Origin of the sequence: Micromonospora tarensis, from assembly GCF_016803395.1 — a bacterium.
Classification (GTDB): domain Bacteria; phylum Actinomycetota; class Actinomycetes; order Mycobacteriales; family Micromonosporaceae; genus Micromonospora; species Micromonospora tarensis.
Genome location: NZ_JAEVHL010000100.1, coordinates 1 through 21,540, shown reverse-complemented (window position 1 = coordinate 21,540; position 21,540 = coordinate 1). Strand labels below are relative to the sequence as shown.

Below are 21,540 nucleotides of genomic sequence, written 5' to 3'. Positions count from 1 at the left end.
TGAAGTTCTAGCTTGGTCGCTGAACCAACTACCGGAGACCTCTTCAATTAGCGACCACCGCCACGCCCCAACAACGCCGCCCTACGAAACACGACCTAGTTGGGGGCCTGGTCGCCGCGGCGCTCTGGTACGCAGATTGGCCTGGTCTTGAGCGGGATGCCAGCGTCACAGCGGCCACCCTGTTTGATCTCTTGAAGCTCGTCTTCGCCGTTGTGGCGGGCATCGGTGGCGTCGCAGCCTTGGTGGTCGCCTACCGACGGCAGCAGGTAGCGGAGCATACGAACGCGCTGGCGGAATTCGCTCACCAGTTGGCGCACGCTGCTGATCTGCGTGCCGAAGCCGCCAAGGCTCTCGCTGAGGCGGCCGAAGAAAGGGCGAAGATCGAGACTGACCGCAACGGTGTCCGTCTGTTCAACGAACGCTTCGCCAAGGCATCCGAGCAGCTCGGTTCGGAAAAGGCAGCCGTACGGCTGGCCGGCGTCTATGCCATGGCCGGTCTTGCTGATGACTGGCGGGAAGGGCGGCAGACCTGCATAGACGTCCTCTGTGCCTATCTCCGCATGCCCTACAACCCGTCGCCGGATGCTCAGAACGAAACGCCGGCGCGGGCCGACGACCTGCTGCCGATCCTGGACGCGGAGTCGGCCCGACCCGCCCGCGAAGAGCGGGAGGTGCGTCATACCGTTATCCGCCTCGTCGGCAGGCACTTACGCCTTACCGAAGACGACCCCGCCTCCTGGTGCGGCTACGACTTCGACTTCACCGGCGCGGTCTTCGACGGCGGGGACCTCTCGAAGGTGAGGTTCAGTGGGGGACGGGTGTCCTTCGACGGTGCAACGTTCACTGGTGGGAACGTGTCCTTCGGCGGGGCAACGTTCAGCGGTGGGAGTGTCTCCTTCAGCGGGGCGACGTTCAGCGGCGGGGACGTTTCCTTCGTGGATGCGTCGTTCAGCGGCGGGCGGGTGTTCTTCAACAGGGCGAGGTTCGGTGGCGGGGATGTGTCCTTCGGTGGGGCGGTGTTCAGTCGTGGGGACGTGTCCTTCGAGGATGCGTCGTTCAGTGGCGGGGAGGTGTTCTTCGGCGGGACGAGGTTCGGTGGTGGGCAGGTGTTTTTCGACAGGGCGACGTTCGGTGGCGCGAAGGTCCTCTATATGGCGAGGTTCAGTGGCGGCTGGGTGTCCTTCGACAACACGGCGTTCAATGATGGGGACGTGTTCTTCGGCGAAGCGACGTTCAGTGGTGGGGACGTGTCTTTTGACGGGGCGTCGTTCCGCGGCGGGAAGGTGTCCTTCGACAGGGCGACGTTCGGTGGCGCGGGGGTGTCTTTCAACCACGTGATTTTCTGTGGTGGAAACGTGTCCTTCCGCACGGCAAAATTCAAAGTCCCCCCGAGATTCGAGGATGGGCTCCTCAGGCACCCCCCGGACGGCCTGGTCCTGCCCCAACAGTGAGAGCGGGTGGGCGTGGGGCAGATGGTGGGCGGTTGAGCAGTCCACCCGGCCGCAGACGATCGGCTACTCGCTGCTGGACTCACCGATCGGGCTGGCGGCGTGGATGCTCGACCACGACACCGACAGCTACAAGATGTCCCGTGCGCTGGTCGACGCGAACCCGCCGGCAAGCTCAGCCGCGACACGATCGTCGACAAGATCACGCTGTACTGGCTGCCCGGCACCGGCGCCTCGGCCGCCGGGTGGTACTGGGCGACCGGCGGACGCAGGCCGCAGCCCGGGCGGCCGGTCAGGCTCCGCCGCCGGTCGCGGTCCCGGTTGGCGCCACCACGTTTCCCGGCGGGATCTTCACCGCTCCGCGCGGTTGGGCCGAGGCGGTCTGCCCCGACCTGGCGTACTCCAACGAGGCCTCCGGCGGCGGCCACTTCGCCGCCTGGGAGGAGCCGGAGCTCCTCACCGCCGGGGTGCGCGCGCTCTACCTCGACCGGCTACCGCCCGAGCTGGCGGCGTTCCGTCCGCTGCGGAGATCTGACCTCGGCCCTGCTCAACGAACCGCCGTACGCCGGCCCCGACAGTCGTTGTCGCGGCCACCGCGCCAGCGCCGCAGTGGCGGCCGTGATGGCTGGCGTGGCCGCGGTGGTCCGCTGGAGCGGCTTCTCGCCGACATGCGGGATATAGACGACAGTGACCTGTTGCGGCGAGGTAGCGGCGAGTAGTGTGCGTAGCCGGGGCGAAGGGGTGCACAGTTCGATTCAGCTGATACGTCTAGTAGGCGAGCTTTCCTCTGCTAGGTCGTTTCTTGAGCATTCGAGCGCGGGTTGATCAGCAGATCGTCTGGCCGGACGTTGTGCCTGTTCCGCCGAGCGGCTCAGCCAGGGGCGCGGTTGGCCTGATCGTGGGTGGGAAACTTTCCAGGCGGACGTCGCTGTGGCACCATCGTGGAATCTCCATCCCCTCACAGGCCCCCTGCCGACAGGAGCTCCAAATGTCTGGTCGAAAGTTTGGCCGGCTGCGCTTGGCGACCATCGCCCTCGCCGCGCTGGCCGTTGGTCTCCTTGGCACCCAACTTGGCAGTGGCTTCGAGGCCACGAGCATCGAGTGGGGCGCTCCTACCGGCCACAGCGTTTCGGTTCCGAGTGGAGCGCAGTCAGTCGTCGCTCGGTAACCCCGGTGTGGCGACGGCGTGACCGATGACAGGGTGGTGCGGTGTCACCTAAGGCTGTCCGACGTCGTACGACCGAGCACGCCTGGCTGATCACGGCACCCCTCGCCGGGATCGCGCTGGTGGGGTCGTTGGTCCTGGCACTGTCGGTGCCGATCCGCCTGGCCGACTGGCCGACCGCTGTGGTGCTGCTGGTGGTGATGTCCGCTGCCGGCATACCAACCCTCAGTTTCGTCGTCCGCCGCCAGGCGGTCGTGGTGACGCTCAGCGAGATTCCGCTGGTGCTCGCCCTGTTCTGGCTGTCGCCGCTGCTCATGGTCGTCGTCGCCACCCTGGCCGAGTTGTTCACCCAGATGCATCGCGGCTACGCGCCGCCGAAGTTCTGGTTCAACGTCGCCCGGGCGGCGGCCGGTTTCTCGGTTGCCGGGCTGGTGCTGGCCGCCCGGCCACCGCACGACGGGGTGGGGCCGGCGACCTGGGGTTCGCTCTTCGGCGCGGTCGCCGCCAACTCACTGATCAGCCTGATCGCCGTGGTCGGCGTGATCACTCTCCTGCAGGGCTGGCAGGGCACCCGGGAGACGACGAGCACGGCCATCCAGGTCCTGCTGACCACCGCACTGAACGTCGCGGTCGGGATGATCATCCTGATCGCGCTGGCGACGACGCTCTGGTCGAGCCTGCTGCTGCTGGCCCTGGCGGTGGCCGGTGTGCTGCTCTACCGCTCCTACTCGCAGTTCATCCGGCAGCACCGCACGCTGGGCGACATGTACGAGTTGACCCGGGCGATGAGCGAGGCGGGTCAGGAGGGCAACCTGACGGACGCGCTGCTCGGCCGGGTCCGCTCCCTGATGCAGGCCGAGTACGCCACGCTGTGGCTCCCGGCGCAGGGCCGGCATCCGGAGGTCCTGCTGACCGCGCGCCTCGACGACCGGGGTCTGATCGACGTCGCCCGTACCCCGTCGGTGTTTCGGGAGAAGACCCGTGAGTCGGGTCGGACGATCGCCCTTGGTCGAGCCTTCGGGGGTGACCCGGCGCTGCGCGCCGCGCTCGCCGACTCCAAAATCAAGGACGTCATCGCGGTGCCCCTGCGGTCGGGGCAGGCGGTGATCGGCACGTTGGAGGTCGTCAACCGGCTCAGCGACGTGGGTCACTTCGCCCCGGCCGACATCCCCATCTTCGAGACCGTGGCGGCGCATGCCGCCGTCGCCCTGGAGAATTCCCGGCTGGTCGACCGGCTCCGGCACGACGCCTACCACGACGCGCTGACCCGGCTGCCCAACCGGCGGCGGATCACCGGCGCGCTCGAGGAGTCCTTCAAGATCGCCGCGCCGGGCGAGGTGGTGGCGTTGCTGCTCTTCGACGTGGACGGGCTGCGCCAGGTCAACGAGTCCCTCGGTCACGCCGCCGGGGACAAGGTCCTCGCCGAGGTCGCGACCCGGTTGCGGGCCAGCGCGCCGTCGTCGGCACTCGTCGGCCGGGCCGGTGGCGACGAGTTCCTGGTGACGCTGCGGTTGGAGAGCGCCGAGGCGGCGGTGGAGCTGGCCGCCCAGCTGCGTGACCAGATCCGCGACGAGATGGTCTTCGACGCGCTCACCCTCGACGTGAACACCGCCGTCGGGGTGGCCGTACACCCGGATCACGGCAGTGACGCGGCGACCCTGCTGCTGCGGGTCGACCTGGCCGCCACCGCGGCCAAGTCGGTGCCGGGCAGCGTGCAGCTGTTCAATCCCGCGCTGGAGTCCCGGTCGATGCGCCGGCTGGGTCTCGCCGGCGATCTGCGGCAGGCCCTTGACCACGACGAGCTGGAGGTCTACTTCCAGCCCAAGGTCACGCTGGGGGACCGCCGCCTGGTCGGTGTCGAGTGTCTGGCCCGGTGGGAGCACCCGGCGCACGGCACCGTCGCTCCCGAGGACTTCGTCGCGGTGGCCGAGCACACCGGTCAGTTGAGCCGGCTCACCGAGGTGGTGCTCCGCGAGGGGCTGCGCCGGAGCCGGGACTGGGCCGAGGCCAACCAGCCGCTGCCCATCGCCGTCAACCTCGCCGCCCGGACGCTCATCGACCAACACTTCCCGGACCGGGTCCAGGAGCTGCTGACCGAGTACGGGGTGCCGGCGCAGCGTCTCACGCTGGAGATCACCGAATCGGGGGTGCTGGACGGCACGGATCGGCCCATCCCGACCCTTCGGCGGCTGCGCGACCTCGGTGTCCGGCTGTCGGTGGACGACTTCGGCACCGGCGACTCGTCCCTGGCGCATCTGCGTCGGCTGCCGGTGCACGAGGTCAAGGTGGACCGCTCCTTCGTGCAGGGCATGGCGACCGACCCGGGTGACCTGGCCATCGTCAACGCCGTGGTGACCCTCTCCCAGCAGTTCGGCCTGGCCGTGGTCGCCGAGGGTGTGGAGAGTGAGCTGACACTGGAGCTTCTCCAGGACATCGGCTGTGAGATCGGGCAGGGCTTCCTGTTCAGCCGGCCGCTGCCGTACGAGCGGTTGGCCGCCTGGTTCGGTGCCCAGGTCGAGCCGGAAACGATCGCCAACGGTGAGCTGCCGCGCCTGCGTGTTGTGCCCTGAGCAGGGCGCGAACGATCACCGGGGATCCGATTTCACCTGTCGAGCCGGGCCGTGTACTCTTACTCCTGCGCGCCCCACGGGGAGATCGCGCAGGCCCCCTTAGCTCAGTCGGCAGAGCGTCTCCATGGTAAGGAGAAGGTCTACGGTTCGATTCCGTAAGGGGGCTCGAGGGTTCAGCTGGACCCATCGCAGCGGTGTAGCTCAGATGGTAGAGCAAGCGGCTCATAATCGCTGTGTCGCCGGTTCAAGTCCGGCCACCGCTACTCTCGTCTTCCGGGCTGGTTGCCGGTGGTCGTAAGAAATGGGCGCTGCTGGCGCCCACTTTGCATGTCCGCGCTGTCAGCGTCTAAGCTGGCGCGTCGTAGTTGTTTCCGTTAGCGAGGAAGGCACTCCGCCGTGGCGAAGGCTACCGATGTCCGGCCGAAGATCACTTTGGCGTGTGTGGAGTGCAAGGAGCGCAACTACATCACGCGCAAGAACCGGCGCAACGACCCCGACCGCATCGAGCTGAAGAAGTTCTGCCCGCGTGACGGTCGGCACACGGTCCACCGCGAGACCCGCTGACCGGTGGCCGGCTTCGTGCCGGCCGCTGTGAAAGCTTTCCGATCGCCGATCTGACCGGTCTGGTGCGGCTTCGCCGCAGTCTGCCGCTCAGGTCGGCGATTGTGCTTTCCGTGTAGGTTCGCGGCATGCCTCTGGACCCTTCCTTCACCGGCCGGACCTATCCGCCGACGGCCCCCTACCAGGTGGGCCGAGAAAAGATCCGTGAGTTCGCCACTGCCATCGGCGCCACCGATCCGGCCCACCACGATCCGGCGGCCGCGCAGGCGCTGGGCCACCCGGACGTGGTGGCCCCGCCGACCTTTCCGTTCGTGATCACGATGGCCGCGAGCCGGCAGATCATCGAGGATCCGGAGCTGGGCGTCGACTACAGCCGGGTGGTGCACGGTGACCAGCGGTTCGCGTACACCCGGCCGGTGGTCGCGGGCGACGAGCTGGTCTGCACCAACACCATCGAGGACGTCAGCACCCGGGGCGGGCACGGCTTCCTGACCACCCGGACCGACGTGAGCACCGTCGGCGGGGAGCCGGTCGTTGCCGTCTGGGCCAAGTACGTCGTACGCGGGGAGGCCTGAGATGGAGTTGCCAGCACAGACGTTCCGGGTGACGCGCGCGGACCTGGTCCAGTACGCCGGCGCCTCGGGGGACTTCAACCCGATCCACTGGAGCGACCGGGTCGCCACCACCGTGGGTCTGCCCGGGGTGATCGCCCATGGCATGTTCACCATGGCGCTGGTCGGCCGGGCGATCACCGGGTGGGCCGGGGCGCCGGACGCGGTGGTCGACTACGGCGTCCGTTTCACCCGCCCGGTGGTGGTCCCGGACGACGACCAGGGGACCGAGATCGAGGTCACCGCACGGGTCCGTGAGGTGACCGAGGATGGCCTGACCCGGTTGGACGTGACCGCCACCTGCGGGGGCGAGAAGGTGCTGTCGCAGGCCCGGGCGACCATCCGGACGACCCGCTGAACCGAGCCCGCCACGCGTGGCGGAGAGACCGGTTGGGAAAGTCGGGCGGGTACCCGTACACTGGTCCGCCATGGGGCAAGTGACCCCTGCTCGGTCGTCTGTGGCCGCGTGGGGCGAGTGTTGCCGCATAGGGGTGTAGCTCAATTGGCAGAGCAGCGGTCTCCAAAACCGCAGGCTGCAGGTTCAAGTCCTGTCACCCCTGCGCCTCAGGCCTGACCGTTCCCGTGGGTCGCGCCGCCAGGTTGGCGCGTCCGGCCGTGGTGGTGGCATCGGCGGGGTGGTTCCGAGGCAATCGGGCCCTCCGGTGATCCACCGGCCGCGGCCCGTCGCGGGACGGTTGGGTCCGGCCGGCGTGACCAGCGCCGCGTACGCCACCCGGCGTGCGACCCCAGATTCCGCGACGGAGGGCGAAGTGGCCGACAACAAGCGGCGCGGCGAGGACGCCGGCGACGATCGTCTGGACGACGAGGTCGTCGACGAGGTAGCCGACGACGACGCCACCAGCGCGGACGAGCCGGTCTCCCGGGGCGGCACCGCCACCCGGTCCCGTGCCCGTGCGGAGTCGGCGGACAGCCGGCCGACCACTCGGACGGAAACCGGTCGGGTGGGTGTGTTCGGCCGCATCGCCCGGTTTTTCCGCGAGGTCGTAGCCGAACTGCGTAAGGTCATCTGGCCGACCCGCAAGGAGTTGCTGACGTACACCGCCGTGGTGGTGGCGTTCGTCGCGGTCATGCTGACGATCGTGGGCGTGCTGGACTACGGCTTCGCCAAGGTCGTACTGCTTGTCTTCGGCAACTCGGACTGACCGGCTGCCTCCAGCCGATAGTGACGGAAGTGAGCGAGCGTGCCTGAGTACGACGAGACCGCCGGACCGGTGGACGAGCAGTCCACGGTCGCGACGGCGGCTGGTGACGAGTCGGTTGAGGCCGCCAGCGAGCCGGAGTTCCCAACGACCGAGCCCGCACCGGAAGAGGACTACGACCCCGTCGCGGAGCTGAGGCAGAAGCTGCGCTACGCGCCGGGTGACTGGTACGTGGTGCACTCTTACGCCGGCTACGAGAACAAGGTCAAGACCAACCTCGAGACCCGGATCACGAGCCTCGACATGGAGGACTTCATCTACCAGGTCGAGGTGCCGACCCGGGAAGAGGTCGAGGTCAAGAACGGTAAGCGTTCCCAGGTCCAGGCCAAGGTCTTCCCGGGCTACATCCTGGTCCGGATGGAGCTGACCGCCGAGTCGTACTCGTGTGTCCGTAACACCCCGGGTGTGACCGGCTTCGTCGGCGCGACCGACCGGGCGGACCGGCCGGCCCCGCTCTCCCTCGACGAGGTGCTGAAGTGGCTGGCGCCGGCCGTCGAGACCGAGCAGAAGAAGGCGAAGCCGGAGATCAAGGTTCTCGACTTCGAGGTGGGTGACTCGGTCACCGTCACCGACGGTGCGTTCGCGTCGCTGCCGGCCACGATCAGCGAGATCAACGCCGACCAGCAGAAGCTCAAGGTGCTGGTGTCGATCTTCGGTCGCGAGACGCCGGTGGAGCTCAACTTCAACCAGGTCGCCAAGATCTGATTGGTCGTCGGCGGCGGGCCCGGCCCGCCGCCGACGTCGGCGTACGCGCTCCCGCTCGACCTCGGCGGACGGGTGGGCTGCGGCCTGCGCTACTCTTGAATGTCGCCGCCGCCGCACCGTGCTGACCGTGCGCGCCCGCGAGGGCGGCGACAGCCGCATTTTCCCCGCTCCAAGCCCCAGGAAGTGACATGCCTCCGAAGAAGAAGCTCGTCAAGACGTTCACGCTTCAGCTGCCGGCGGGCCAGGCCACGCCGGCCCCGCCGGTCGGCCCCGCGCTCGGCCAGCACGGCGTGAACATCATGGAGTTCTGCAAGTCCTACAACTCGCAGACCGAGTCCCAGCGGGGCGACATCGTCCCCGCCGAGATCAGCGTCTACGAGGACCGGTCCTTCACGTTCGTGCTGAAGACCCCGCCCGCCGCCCGGCTGCTGATCAAGGCCGCCGGTGTGCAGAAGGGTTCGGGTGTTCCGCAGTCCGAGAAGGTCGGCTCGGTCAGCCGCGCCCAGCTGCGTGAGATCGCCGAGAAGAAGATGGCCGACCTCAACGCCAACAACATCGAGCAGGCCGAGAAGATCATCGCCGGCACCGCCCGGTCGATGGGCATCACCGTCAACGACTGACGTCGGCCCTCAGCCCGTCCGATCCGACAGTGGGAGGGCCCGCGCCGAGCGGCCCGCCAGAGACCACAGGAGTAATTAGCAATGCAGCGCAGCAAGAGCTACCGCAAGGCCGCCGATGTCATCGACCGGTCCAAGCTCTACACCCCCGCCGAGGCCGTGAAGCTGGCCAAGGAGACCACCAACGTCAAGTTCGACGCCACGGTCGAGGTCGCCATGCGCCTCGGCGTCGACCCCCGCAAGGCGGACCAGATGGTCCGCGGCACGGTCAACCTGCCGCACGGCACCGGTAAGACCGCCCGCGTGATCGTGTTCGCCGGCGGCGCGAAGGCCGAAGAGGCCGCCGCGGCGGGTGCGGACGAGGTGGGCACCGACGAGTTGGTCGCCCGGATCCAGGGTGGTTGGCTCGACTTCGACGCGGCGATCGCCACGCCGGACCAGATGGCCAAGATCGGCCGGATCGCGCGGATCCTGGGCCCGCGCGGTCTCATGCCGAACCCGAAGACCGGCACGGTGACCATGGACGTCACCAAGGCGGTGCAGGACATCAAGGGCGGCAAGATCACCTTCCGGGTGGACAAGCACTCCAACCTGCACCTGATCATCGGCAAGGCCTCCTTCACGGAGAGCCAGCTGGTGGACAACTACGCCGCGGTGCTCGACGAGGTGCTGCGTGCCAAGCCGTCCGCGGCCAAGGGCAAGTACCTCCGCAAGGTCATCCTGACCACCACGATGGGCCCGGGCGTCCCGGTCGACCCGAACCTGGTGAAGAACCTCACCGAGGACTCGGCCGAGGCCTGAGCCGACAGTTCGCTCCGCAGGGGCGCCGCCACGACTGTGGCGCGCCCCTGCGCGTCTCCGGTGTGGCAGGCTCGACCCCATGCGACTGGAGAACGTCTGGTTGCGATACCACCGGCGAGGGCCGTGGGTGTTGCGGGGCATCGACGCGCGGATCTCGCCGGGCGAGGTGGCGATCGTGCTCGGCCGCAACGGGGTGGGCAAGTCCACCCTGTTGCAGGTGGCCGCCGGGGTGCTCCGGCCCGGCCGGGGCCGGGTCACCGACCGCCCGGCACGGGTGGGCTGGGTGCCCGAGCGGTTCCCCGCCGACCAACCGTTCACCGTGGCTCGCTATCTGACCGGGATGGCCCGGGTGGCAGGGCTGGGTCGGGCGGCGGCCGACGAGGCGGTCCACTCCTGGACCGACCGGCTCGGGCTGTCCGCCTTCCGGTCGGTCCGGCTGCCGGAGCTGTCCAAGGGCACCGCGCAGAAGGTGGGCCTCGCCCAGGCGATGCTGCGCCCGCCGGGCCTGCTGGTGCTCGACGAGCCGTGGGAGGGCCTGGACGCCGCCACCCGCGAGTTGGTGCCCGAACTGATCGACGAGGTGCTCGCCGCCGAGGGAGCCGTCCTGGTCAGCGACCACCGGGGGGAGACGGTCCGGCTGCCGGCCGCGCGCCGGTGGCTGGTGGCCGACGGTGCGCTCAGCGAGGAGGCGTCGGCGGCGGACGAGACGATCGCGGTGATCGAGGTCGCGGTCCCGGCCGCGCGGGTCGCCGGCACCGTCGCCCGGCTACGCGCCGAGGGCCACCAGGTGCTGCGGGTACGATCCGACGCCGCGAACGCCGCACCACAGGCGCGACCGGCCGAGCCGCCCCGGTCGGCTGGTGCCGCCCGACCCGCCGAGCCGCCGCTGGAGACGGCCGGGGAACCGACAGCGGAGCAGCCGGCGGCCACCGACGCGGTGGTCGCGCCGGCAGCGGGGGAGGCCCGGTGAGCGCCCTGGTCCGGATCCGACTGGCCGGCTTCCTGCGGACCGGGCGAGCGGTGGCGCCGTTGCTCGCCGGCCTGGTCACGCTCGGCATCCTCTACGGCGGTGGCCGGGCCCAGCCGGCGGAGGCGTACGGCGTCTCCGCAGTGGTGCTCTTTCCGGTGCTCGCCTGGCAGACCAAGATCTTGTTGGATGTCGAGCCGGACGTGCAGCGTCGGCTGGCGCAGGTGACGGTAGGGGTGGCCCGGGAGCGGTTCGCCGGGCTGCTCGCCGCCGGCCTGGCGGCGCTGGTGACCGTCGCTGTCGCGTTGCTCTTTCCGTGGCCGGTGGGCGGGGTGTCCGGCCCGGTCGACCCGGGGGACCGGTCGATTCCGGTCGGGCTCGCGCTGGGGCTCTGGGCGCACCTGTTGGTCGTACCCGCCGCGGTTGCTCTGGGCGCGCTGGCCAGCCGGGCGTCGGCGGGCGGCGCGGGGTACGGCGTGGCGGTGCTGGCCCTCGGCGGGGTCGGCGCGGTGGTGCTCGGCCTGACCGGCTCGGTGGCGCCCTGGCTGGCACCGCCGCTCATGGCCACCGCGCGCACCACCGCGGGCGACGCCGCCGCGCTCACAGTGCTGGGGTTGAGCGGGTGGGCGCTGGCCTGGAGCGCCGCCGTGTTCGGTGGCTACCTGTGGCGGCGGCGAGCCCAGGGCTGATTCGGCGTCGGCGCCGGTGACCTGGCTCACCCGGGGCGATTTGGCGCTGGTGACGTGGGCGCGTACTCTTCACACCGTCATCCGTGTTCTCATGGATGAGGAACCACCCAGAGACCGCTGGTCACCGTGCTTCGGCACGGTCGAAGGTCCCGCGACAACGGGCGACCCGCGTAGGGCGGCAAGCGTAACTCGGCAGTGAGCGTGGTCCGCCGACCATGACGATCCGCCGGCCCTCGCCCCGTGCGCCCTGCGCCGGGGCTTTTTCGTTGTCGCCCTGCCTCCGCCCCCGTTCCGGCTTCGGCCGAGACGGGGACCAGCCTCGAGTAACGAGAGAGGAGGGACATGGCGGACAAGCCGATCCGGGCCGACAAGGCCACGGCCGTCGCTGAGCTGACCGAGAGCTTCCGCAGCTCGGGCGCCACCGTGCTGACCGAGTACCGCGGTCTGACGGTTTCCCAGCTCACCCAGCTTCGGCGCACGCTCGGCGCCGATACCAGCTACATGGTCGCGAAGAACACGCTGGCCAAGCGTGCTGCGACGGACGCGGGCATCACCGGCCTCGACGAGCTGTTCACCGGTCCTACCGCGCTGACTTTCGTTTCGGGCGACGTCGTCGAGGCGGCGAAGGGGCTTCGCGACTTCGCGAAGGCCAACCCGAAGCTCGTCATCAAGGGCGGTGTCTTCGAGGGCAAGGCCATCACCGCGGCCGAGGTCACGAAGCTTGCCGACCTGGAGTCCCGCGAGGTGCTGCTGGCCAAGCTGGCCGGCGCGATGAAGGGCAACCTGAGCAAGGCCGCGGCCCTGTTCCAGGCCCCGCTGTCGAAGACCGCCCGTCTGGCGGCCGCACTGCAGGACAAGCGCGAGAAGGAGGGCGCCGAGGCGGCCTGAGGCCCCCACGGCGCACCACGTCTTACTTAACAGAAACAGGAAAGGACGCCAGACATGGCGAAGCTCAGCACCGACGAGCTGCTCGACGCGTTCAAGGAGATGACGCTGATCGAGCTCTCTGAGTTCGTGAAGCAGTTCGAGACCACCTTCGAGGTCACCGCCGCCGCTCCGGTCGCGGTTGCCGCTGCTGGTGGCGGCACCGGTGGCGCTGCCGCCCCGGCCGAGGAGGAGCAGGACGAGTTCGACGTCATCCTCGAGGCTGACGGTGGCAAGAAGATCCAGGTCATCAAGGTCGTGCGTGAGCTGACCGGCCTGGGCCTCAAGGAGGCCAAGGACGCGGTCGAGTCCGCGCCGAAGGCCATCCTGGAGAAGGTCAACAAGGAGACCGCCGAGAAGGCGAAGGCCAAGCTCGAGGGTGAGGGCGCCAAGGTCACCCTCAAGTGACCTGACGTTCCACAGGCGCGTACCCGGCCAGTGAGCTGGGACACCATCGCGTGGCGGCGGGCGGTGATCCGACACGGATCACGCCGCCGTATTGGTGGAGCTGAGTCCGAACCCCCCTGACCTGGGCTCGGACCAGCGACCTCGGTCACCGGAGCGGGGGTGGTGGGTCGCTCTCCGGTGGGAAAGACGAGCCGACCCGGATACCGGCCCTTGACGCGGCCCGGGGCTGCCAGGCACGCTGGCACCAGCAAGACACCGCGCTTGCGACGGCCACGACGTGGGTATGACAGCGACGGCACCATTGGTCGCGGTCACCCGAGCGGCCCGGTGGGGAGTTGCGTTCTGAGCGGCCCGGCAGACCCGGTTAACGGGCCGAAGGCGCGTTCCGCAAACAACCCGCGGGGTGGGCTGGACAGCGGTTAGCCTCTCGGCTACACTGCTAGTTTGCGCTGCCTTCCGACTTGACCCCTGCTCGGAAATGTCCGTTTACGGATAATTCTGGTGGGGTCATTGGAGTGCACGCGTACCAGCCGTTCTGCAGCACCGGTCCTCGGAAGGACGCATCTTGGCAGCTTCCCGCCCTGCGAAGACCAGTCGTACGTCGAGCGCATTCGCTCCCCGCCGAGTTTCATTCGGCAGGATCACCGAACACCTCGAGGTCCCCAACCTCCTTGCCATCCAGAACGAGTCCTTCGACTGGCTCGTCGGCAACGAGGCTTGGCAGGGCCGGTCGGCGGACGACCCGCACGCACGATCGGGTCTCGCGGAGATCCTTGAAGAGATCAGTCCCATTGAGGACTTCTCCGGCACCATGTCGCTCTCCTTCTCAGCGCCGCGCTTCGACGAGGTCAAGGCCTCGATCGAGGAGTGCAAGGAGAAGGACCTGACCTACTGCGCTCCGCTCTTCGTGACCGCGGAGTTCACCAACAACACCACTGGCGAGATCAAGAGCCAGACGGTGTTCATGGGTGACTTCCCGATGATGACGCCCAAGGGCACCTTCGTCATCAACGGCACCGAGCGTGTCGTGGTCAGCCAGCTCGTCCGGTCTCCGGGCGTGTACTTCGACAAGCAGCCGGACAAGACCTCCGACCGCGACCTCTCCAGCGTCAAGGTCATCCCGAGTCGGGGTGCCTGGCTGGAGTTCGACATCGACAAGCGCGACACGGTCGGCGTACGCATCGACCGTAAGCGTCGGCAGGCCGTCACCGTCCTGCTCAAGGCCATCGGATGGTCGGCCGAGCGGATCCGTGAGCGGTTCGGCTGGTCCGAGCTGATGATGACCACGCTCGAGAAGGACCACATCGCCGGTGCCGACGAGGCGCTGCTAGACATCTACCGCAAGCTGCGCCCTGGCGAGCCGCCGACCCGCGAGAACGCCCAGACCCTGCTCGACAACCTCTTCTTCAACCCGAAGAGGTACGACGTCGCCAAGGTCGGGCGCTACAAGTTCAACAAGAAGCTCGAAGTCGACGTGCCGATCACCACCGGCACGTTGACCGAGGACGACATCGTCGCCACCGTGGAGTACCTCTGCCGGCTGCACGCCGGTGAGGAGGGCTACGAGGCCGACGACATCGACCACTTCGGCAACCGTCGCCTGCGTACCGTGGGTGAGCTGATCCAGAACCAGGTTCGGGTCGGCCTCTCCCGGATGGAGCGGGTCGTCCGCGAGCGGATGACCACGCAGGACGTCGAGGCGATCACCCCGCAGACCCTGATCAACATCCGCCCGGTGGTGGCGGCGATCAAGGAGTTCTTCGGTACGTCGCAGCTGTCCCAGTTCATGGACCAGACCAACCCGCTGGCGGGCCTGACCCACCGGCGTCGGCTGAGCGCGCTCGGCCCGGGTGGTCTGTCCCGGGAGCGGGCCGGCTTCGAGGTCCGCGACGTGCACCCGTCCCACTACGGCCGGATGTGCCCGATCGAGACGCCGGAAGGCCCGAACATCGGCCTGATCGGCGCGCTGTCCACCTTCGCCCGGGTCAACCCGTTCGGCTTCATCGAGACGCCGTACCGGAAGGTCGTCGACGGTCGGGTCACCGACCAGATCGACTACCTGACCGCGGACGAGGAGGACCGGTTCGTCAAGGCCCAGGCCAACGCGCGGCTCAAGGCGGACGGCACGTTCGCCGAGGAGCGGGTGCTCTGCCGTCGTAAGGGCGGCGAGACCGAGGACGTCGTCCCCGGCGCCGTCGACTACATGGACGTCTCGCCCCGGCAGATGACCTCGGTCGCGACCGCCATGATCCCGTTCCTCGAGCACGACGACGCCAACCGGGCACTGATGGGCGCGAACATGCAGCGCCAGGCGGTGCCGCTGGTCAAGGCCGAGGCGCCGCTCGTGGGTACGGGCATGGAGTACCGGGCCGCTGTCGACGCTGGCGACGTGGTGGTCGCCGAGGTCGGCGGTGTGATCGAGGATCTCTGCGCCGACTACGTCACCATCCACCAGGATGACGGCCACCGCCGGACGTACCTGCTGCACAAGTTCCGCCGCTCCAACGCCGGCTCCTGCGTCAACCAGAAGCCGGTGGTCTTCGAGGGCGACCGCGTCGAGGCCGGGCAGGTCATCGCCGACGGTCCGTGCACCGACGAGGGCGAGATGGCGCTCGGACGCAACCTGCTGGTGGCGTTCATGTGCTGGGAGGGCCACAACTACGAGGACGCGATCATCCTGTCGCAGCGCCTCGTGCAGCAGGACGTGCTCACCTCGATCCACATCGAGGAGCACGAGGTCGACGCCCGGGACACCAAGCTCGGCCCGGAGGAGATCACCCGCGACATCCCGAACGTCAGCGAGGAAATGCTCGCTGACCTCGACGAGCGCGGCATCATCCGGATCGGCGCCGAGGTCGTCCCCGGCGACATCCTGGTCGGCAAGGTCACGCCCAAGGGTGAGACCGAGCTGACCCCGGAGGAGCGACTGCTCCGCGCGATCTTCGGTGAGAAGGCGCGTGAGGTTCGGGACACCTCGCTGAAGGTGCCGCACGGCGAGACCGGCACGGTCATCGGTGTGCGCACGTTCTCCCGCGAGGACGGCGACGAGTTGCCGCCGGGCGTCAACGAGCTGGTCCGGGTCTACGTCGCCCAGAAGCGCAAGATCCAGGACGGCGACAAGCTCGCCGGCCGGCACGGCAACAAGGGCGTCATCTCGAAGATCCTGCCGATCGAGGACATGCCGTTCCTGGAGGACGGCACCCCGGTCGACATCGTGCTCAACCCGCTCGGCGTGCCGAGCCGGATGAACATCGGCCAGGTTCTGGAGACCCACCTCGGTTGGGTCGCCAAGACCGGGTGGAAGGTCGAGGGTGACGACGCCGACTGGAAGCGCCAGCTCCGCTCGATCGACGCGCACGAGTCCGAGGGTGACACCAACGTGGCCACCCCGGTCTTCGACGGTGCCCGCGAGGAGGAGATCTCCGGTCTGCTCGAGTCGACCCTGCCCAACCGGGACGGCAAGCAGCTGATCGGGCGTACCGGCAAGGCGCAGCTGTTCGACGGTCGTTCCGGCGAGCCGCTGCCGGACCCGATCGCGGTCGGCTACGTCTACATCCTGAAGCTCAACCACCTGGTCGACGACAAGATCCACGCTCGTTCGACGGCCCGTACTCGATGATCACGCAGCAGCCGCTGGGTGGTAAGGCGCAGTTCGGTGGTCAGCGCTTCGGTGAGATGGAGTGCTGGGCGATGCAGGCGTACGGCGCTGCCTACGCCCTGCAGGAGCTGCTCACGATCAAGTCCGACGACGTGCTCGGCCGGGTGAAGGTCTACGAGGCCATCGTCAAGGGCGAGAACATCCCGGAGCCGGGCATCCCGGAGTCGTTCAAGGTGCTGCTCAAGGAGCTGCAGTCGCTGTGCCTCAACGTTGAGGTGCTCTCCAGCGACGGTGTGGCCCTGGAAATGCGCGAGACCGACGACGAGGTGTTCCGGGCCGCCGAGGAGCTGGGCATCGACCTGTCCCGGCGCGAGCCGAGCTCGGTCGAAGAGGTCTGAGGTGAGCGGTCGGGGGCCGGCTCGCCGCGACCCCACCCGAGAATTAGCAGTACAGACGACGACATAGGGGACATAGTGCTCGACGTCAACTTCTTCGACGAGCTGCGCATTGGTCTCGCCACCGCCGACGACATCCGTCAGTGGTCGCACGGCGAGGTCAAGAAGCCTGAGACGATCAACTACCGCACCCTGAAGCCGGAGAAGGACGGGCTCTTCTGCGAGAAGATCTTCGGTCCGCAGCGGGACTGGGAGTGCTACTGCGGTAAGTACAAGCGCGTCCGGTTCAAGGGCATCATCTGTGAGCGCTGCGGCGTCGAGGTGACTCGCTCCAAGGTCCGTCGTGAGCGGATGGGGCACATCGAGCTCGCCGCTCCGGTGACCCACATCTGGTACTTCAAGGGCGTGCCGAGCCGGCTGGGTTACCTGCTGGACCTCGCCCCCAAGGACCTCGAAAAGATCATCTACTTCGCCTCGTACGTCGTGACGAGCGTGGACGCGGAGTCGCGTCACCGTGACCTCTCGACGATCGAGAACGAGATCCTGGCCGAGAAGCGGCAGTCCGAGAACAGCCGTGACTCGGAGATCGAGAAGCGGGCCGCCAAGCTCGAGGCGACCTGGCCGAGCTGGAGGCCGAGGGTGCCAAGGCGGACGTCCGGCGCAAGGTCAAGGAGGGCGGAGAGCGCGAGATGCGCCAGATCCGCGACCGGGCCCAGCGCGAGATCGACCGCCTGGACGAGGTGCTGGACACCTTCCGCAAGCTGGAGCCGAAGCAGCTGGTCACCGACGAGCTGCTCTACCGCGAGCTGCGCGACCGCTTCGGTGAGTACTTCACCGGTTCCATGGGCGCGGAGGCGATCAAGGCGCTGGTCCAGAACATGGACCTCGACGCCGAGGCCGAGAGCCTGCGGGAGACCATCCGGTCCGGCAAGGGCCAGCGGAAGATCCGGGCGCTCAAGCGGCTCAAGGTCGTCGCGGCGTTCCTGAACACCCGCAACTCGCCGCTCGGCATGGTGCTGGACTGCGTCCCGGTCATCCCGCCGGACCTGCGCCCGATGGTGCAGCTCGACGGTGGCCGCTTCGCGACCTCGGACCTGAACGACCTGTACCGCCGCGTGATCAACCGGAACAACCGCCTCAAGCGGCTGATCGACCTCGGCGCGCCCGAGATCATCGTCAACAACGAGAAGCGGATGCTCCAGGAGGCCGTCGACGCGCTGTTCGACAACGGCCGTCGCGGCCGGCCGGTCACCGGCCCGGGTAACCGCCCGCTCAAGTCGCTCTCCGACATGCTCAAGGGCAAGCAGGGCCGGTTCCGCCAGAACCTGCTGGGCAAGCGCGTCGACTACTCGGGCCGTTCGGTCATCGTGGTCGGCCCGAAGCTCAAGCTGCACCAGTGCGGTCTGCCCAAGCAGATGGCGCTGGAGCTGTTCAAGCCGTTCGTGATGAAGCGGCTGGTGGACCTCAACCACGCGCAGAACATCAAGTCCGCCAAGCGGATGGTCGAGCGTCAGCGCCCGGTCGTGTGGGACGTGCTGGAAGAGGTCATCGGCGAGCACCCGGTGCTGCTCAACCGGGCGCCGACCCTGCACCGCCTGGGCATCCAGGCCTTCGAGCCGCAGCTGGTCGAGGGCAAGGCGATCCAGATCCACCCGCTGGTCTGCACCGCGTTCAACGCCGACTTCGACGGTGACCAGATGGCGGTGCACGTGCCGCTGTCCGCCGAGGCCCAGGCCGAGGCGCGGATCCTGATGCTGTCGTCGAACAACATCCTCAAGCCGGCCGACGGCAAGCCGGTCACCATGCCCACCCAGGACATGGTCATCGGTCTCTACCACCTCACCCACCTCACCGCCGGTGAGAAGGGCGAGGGCCGGGCGTTCAGCTCGGACGCCGAGGCGCGGATGGCCTTCGACAACGGCGAGCTGCACCTCCAGGCACCGGTGAAGATCCGTTTGCGGGACGTGGTCGGTGTCGACAACGGCGCTGGCGCCGAGCCGTGGACCGCCCCGGAGGGCTGGGTCGAGGGTGAGCCGCTGACCGTGGAGACCACCCTGGGTCGGGTGCTGTTCAACGAGACGCTGCCGCAGGGCTACCGCTTCGTGAACTACGAGATCCGCAAGGGTCAGCTCTCCGCGATCGTCAACGACCTCGCCGAGCGCTTCCCCAAGGTGGCCCTGGCGGCCACCCTGGACGGGCTCAAGGAGGCCGGCTTCCACTGGGCCACCTGGTCCGGCGTGACGATCGGTATGGAGGACGTCATCGCACCGCCGCGCAAGGCGGAGATCCTGGCGAAGTACGAGAAGGAAGCCGACCGGATCGACAAGCAGTACCAGCGTGGTCTGATGACCGCCGAGGAGCGTCGCGGCGAGCTCATCGAGATCTGGACCAAGGCGACCAACGAGGTCGCCAAGGAGATGGACACCGCGCTGCCGCAGGAGAACCCGCTGTGGAAGATGATCAACTCGGGTGCCCGCGGTAACCTGCTCCAGCTCCGGCAGATCGCGGCGATCCGTGGTCTGGTGGCCAACCCCAAGGGTGAGATCATCCCGCGGCCGATCAAGGCCAGCTACCGGGAGGGTCTGTCAGTGCTGGAGTACTTCATCTCCACGCACGGTGCCCGTAAGGGTCTCGCCGACACCGCGCTGCGGACCGCCGACTCGGGTTACCTGACCCGTCGTCTGGTGGACGTGTCGCAGGACGTCATCATCCGCGAGGAGGACTGCGGCACCGACCGGGCTATCCCGATGCAGATCGGCGAGAAGCTGGACGGCAAGCTCGTCGTCCACACCCACGCCGAGACCAGCGTGCACGCCCGGACGCTGGCCGACGACATCAAGGGACCGGACGGCACCGTGGTGGCCGAGCGCGGCCAGGACATCAACTCCATCGGGGTCGACAAGATCGTCGCCGCCGGGGTGGAGACGGTCCGGGTGCGCAGCGTGCTCACCTGCGAGTCGAAGCTGGGCGTCTGCGCGGCCTGCTACGGCCGGTCGCTGCCGACCGGTAAGTCGGTCGACATCGGCGAGGCGGTCGGCATCATCGCCGCCCAGTCCATCGGTGAGCCGGGTACGCAGCTGACGATGCGTACCTTCCACACCGGTGGTGTCGCGGGTGAGGACATCACCCAGGGTCTGCCGCGTGTGCAGGAAATCTTCGAGGCTCGGGTCCCGAAGGGTAAGGCGCCCATCGCCGACACCCCCGGTCGGATCCGGATCGAGGACGGCGAGCGCTCGCGCAAGATCATCGTGGTGCCGGACGACGGCAGCGAAGAGATCGTCTACGACAAGATCTCGAAGCGGGTCAAGCTCCGGACCCACGACGGCGGCCACGTCGCGGTCGGCGAGAAGCTGACCGAGGGCACCATCGACCCGCACGAGCTGCTGCGGATCATGGGTCCGCGGGCGGTCCAGGTCCACCTGACCAGTGAGGTCCAGGAGGTCTACCGCTCGCAGGGTGTGCTCATCCACGACAAGCACATCGAGATCATCATCCGCCAGATGCTCAAGCGGGTGACGGTCATCGACTCCGGCTCGACCGAGTTCCTGCCGGGTGTGCTCGTCGACCGGGCGCTGTTCGAGTCGGAGAACCGCCGACTCGTCTCGGAGGGCGGCGAGCCCGCCGCCGGTCGTCCGGTGCTGATGGGTATCACCAAGGCCTCGCTGGCCACCGACTCCTGGCTCTCGGCGGCCTCCTTCCAGGAGACCACCCGGGTGCTGACCGACGCCGCGATCAACTCGCGCAGCGACTCGCTGGTCGGCCTCAAGGAGAACGTGATCATCGGAAAGCTCATCCCGGCCGGTACCGGCATCAGCAAGTACCGCAACGTCCGGGTGGAGCCGACCGAGGAGGCCAAGGCGAAGGTCTACTCGATGACCGGGTACCCGGAGACCGACTACGGGTTCGGGCCGGCCAGCGGGCAGGCTGTGCCGCTGGACGACTTCGACTTCGGGTCGTACCGCTAGGCACCAGTGACACGACGAGGCCCCCGGCACGCGCCGGGGGCCTCGTCGCGTCTCCACCCACCCATCCCAGGTCCGAGTTCGGCATGATGGGGGGATGACCACCGCACCCGGGCAGGTGTCCGTCGCGCAGCAGGACCTGCGCCACCCACTGGACCCGGACCCGGCCCGGGCCACGAAGGCGCGGGCGGTCTTCGCACTGGGGCTGCTGGGCATGCTGACCGGGTTGTTCATCGGCGGAGTGGTCCCGGCGACTGTGGCACTGCAACTGGCCCGGCAGGCGCGCCGTGAGGCGTACGCATCCGGGGGTTTCCTGACCGGCGGCGTCTGGCTGCGACGGGGGGAGCGGATGGCGTGGGTCGGCCTGGTGCTGGTCGCCGTCAGCGTGGTGGCCGCGGTGGTCATCGGCGTGGTCCGGTTGGCCGGCGCGCCGTTCGGCCACGACTACCCGGCGAACATGGACTGAGCCCGCCGTGCCGCGCCCGGCGCGGACGGCGGCGCTCTCAGCGGTAGCCTGGCCGGTGTCCGCCGTCTGGCGGTGGCGGCCTTGCGACAGGAGGACCTCGTGACGGAACCGGCGCGGCCCCCTGCGGACGAACCGGCCGGCGATCCGGACCAGCCGGCTCCGTCCGAGCCGAGCGGCGAGGTCCCGCCGGGCCCGGCCAGCGAGCCACACCCCGCTGCGGTCCCGCCGGGTTCGGTCCCGCCGGGTTCGGATGCGCCGGGTTCGGATGCGCCGCCTTCCGCGCCGCACACCGGTGAGGACACGTCTCCATCGCCCAGCTCCGGTCAGCCGCACCCGGTCTCCGGGGCGGCGCCGACGCCCAGGCCGGGTTCGCCGTCCTCCGGGCCAGGGGTGCCGCTTGGTTGGGGTCCGCCGCCGTCGGGCCCTCCGTTGG

The 21,540-nt window shown here is 68.7% G+C and carries 15 protein-coding genes, 3 tRNA genes and 2 pseudogenes; all 20 read left to right on the top strand.

What is annotated here, in order from left to right; translation table 11 throughout:
• Positions 1 to 191: 191 nt before the first annotated feature.
• The 20 genes and pseudogenes from JM949_RS19430 to JM949_RS19335 all read left to right on the top strand — a co-directional run bounded on the left by JM949_RS19430 (position 192) and on the right by JM949_RS19335 (position 21,107).
• Positions 192 to 1,451 carry a pentapeptide repeat-containing protein gene (locus JM949_RS19430; protein WP_203149831.1) on the top strand — a complete coding sequence of 420 codons (1,260 nt, stop codon included), beginning with the start codon at positions 192 to 194 and terminating at the stop codon, positions 1,449 to 1,451.
• 242 nt (positions 1,452 to 1,693) lie between these two features.
• A complete protein-coding gene (locus tag JM949_RS19425) occupies positions 1,694 to 2,167 on the top strand; it encodes a hypothetical protein (RefSeq protein ID WP_203149830.1) in 474 nt (157 codons plus the stop codon).
• Between the two features lie 490 nt (positions 2,168 to 2,657).
• Entirely contained in the window at positions 2,658 to 5,183 is a 2,526-nt protein-coding gene (locus JM949_RS19420; protein WP_203149829.1) for a putative bifunctional diguanylate cyclase/phosphodiesterase, read from the top strand.
• 93 nt (positions 5,184 to 5,276) lie between these two features.
• Positions 5,277 to 5,349, top strand: a tRNA-Thr gene (locus tag JM949_RS19415).
• 24 nt (positions 5,350 to 5,373) lie between these two features.
• Positions 5,374 to 5,446 (top strand) — tRNA-Met (locus JM949_RS19410).
• Positions 5,447 to 5,579: 133 nt separating this feature from the next.
• Entirely contained in the window at positions 5,580 to 5,747 is a 168-nt protein-coding gene (gene rpmG, locus JM949_RS19405) for a 50S ribosomal protein L33 (RefSeq protein ID WP_007073056.1), read from the top strand.
• Positions 5,748 to 5,872: 125 nt separating this feature from the next.
• On the top strand, positions 5,873 to 6,319 hold the full coding sequence (locus tag JM949_RS19400) for a MaoC family dehydratase N-terminal domain-containing protein (protein WP_203149828.1): 447 nt from the start codon (positions 5,873 to 5,875) through the stop codon (positions 6,317 to 6,319).
• A gap of 1 nt (position 6,320) precedes the next feature.
• On the top strand, positions 6,321 to 6,713 hold the full coding sequence (locus JM949_RS19395; RefSeq protein ID WP_203149827.1) for a MaoC family dehydratase: 393 nt from the start codon (positions 6,321 to 6,323) through the stop codon (positions 6,711 to 6,713).
• 129 nt (positions 6,714 to 6,842) lie between these two features.
• Positions 6,843 to 6,915, top strand: a tRNA-Trp gene (locus JM949_RS19390).
• Between the two features lie 210 nt (positions 6,916 to 7,125).
• Positions 7,126 to 7,518, top strand: a complete 393-nt coding sequence (secE, locus tag JM949_RS19385) for a preprotein translocase subunit SecE (protein WP_203149826.1) — start codon at positions 7,126 to 7,128, stop codon at positions 7,516 to 7,518.
• 39 nt (positions 7,519 to 7,557) lie between these two features.
• On the top strand, positions 7,558 to 8,280 hold the full coding sequence (gene nusG, locus JM949_RS19380; RefSeq protein WP_203149825.1) for a transcription termination/antitermination protein NusG: 723 nt from the start codon (positions 7,558 to 7,560) through the stop codon (positions 8,278 to 8,280).
• A gap of 188 nt (positions 8,281 to 8,468) precedes the next feature.
• Positions 8,469 to 8,900: a 50S ribosomal protein L11 gene (gene rplK, locus JM949_RS19375; protein WP_203149824.1), complete on the top strand. Its 432-nt coding sequence runs from the start codon at positions 8,469 to 8,471 to the stop codon at positions 8,898 to 8,900.
• Positions 8,901 to 8,981: 81 nt separating this feature from the next.
• The gene (rplA, locus tag JM949_RS19370) at positions 8,982 to 9,698 is read left to right on the top strand and encodes a 50S ribosomal protein L1 (protein WP_203149823.1); all 717 of its coding nucleotides are present in this window, start codon (positions 8,982 to 8,984) and stop codon (positions 9,696 to 9,698) included.
• Positions 9,699 to 9,777: 79 nt separating this feature from the next.
• A complete protein-coding gene (locus JM949_RS19365; RefSeq protein WP_203149822.1) occupies positions 9,778 to 10,668 on the top strand; it encodes an ATP-binding cassette domain-containing protein in 891 nt (296 codons plus the stop codon).
• Positions 10,665 to 11,354: a hypothetical protein gene (locus tag JM949_RS19360; RefSeq protein ID WP_203149821.1), complete on the top strand. Its 690-nt coding sequence runs from the start codon at positions 10,665 to 10,667 to the stop codon at positions 11,352 to 11,354. Before JM949_RS19365 ends, JM949_RS19360 begins: the two co-directional genes overlap by 4 nt.
• A gap of 342 nt (positions 11,355 to 11,696) precedes the next feature.
• Positions 11,697 to 12,242 carry a 50S ribosomal protein L10 gene (gene rplJ / locus JM949_RS19355; RefSeq protein WP_203149820.1) on the top strand — a complete coding sequence of 182 codons (546 nt, stop codon included), beginning with the start codon at positions 11,697 to 11,699 and terminating at the stop codon, positions 12,240 to 12,242.
• A gap of 54 nt (positions 12,243 to 12,296) precedes the next feature.
• The gene (rplL, locus tag JM949_RS19350) at positions 12,297 to 12,686 is read left to right on the top strand and encodes a 50S ribosomal protein L7/L12 (RefSeq protein ID WP_203149819.1); all 390 of its coding nucleotides are present in this window, start codon (positions 12,297 to 12,299) and stop codon (positions 12,684 to 12,686) included.
• 565 nt (positions 12,687 to 13,251) lie between these two features.
• Positions 13,252 to 16,682: pseudogene (gene rpoB / locus JM949_RS19345) on the top strand (DNA-directed RNA polymerase subunit beta).
• Positions 16,683 to 16,757: 75 nt separating this feature from the next.
• A pseudogene (locus JM949_RS19340) lies at positions 16,758 to 20,644 on the top strand (DNA-directed RNA polymerase subunit beta').
• 94 nt (positions 20,645 to 20,738) lie between these two features.
• Positions 20,739 to 21,107 carry a hypothetical protein gene (locus tag JM949_RS19335; protein ID WP_203149818.1) on the top strand — a complete coding sequence of 123 codons (369 nt, stop codon included), beginning with the start codon at positions 20,739 to 20,741 and terminating at the stop codon, positions 21,105 to 21,107.
• Positions 21,108 to 21,540 lie beyond the last annotated feature (433 nt).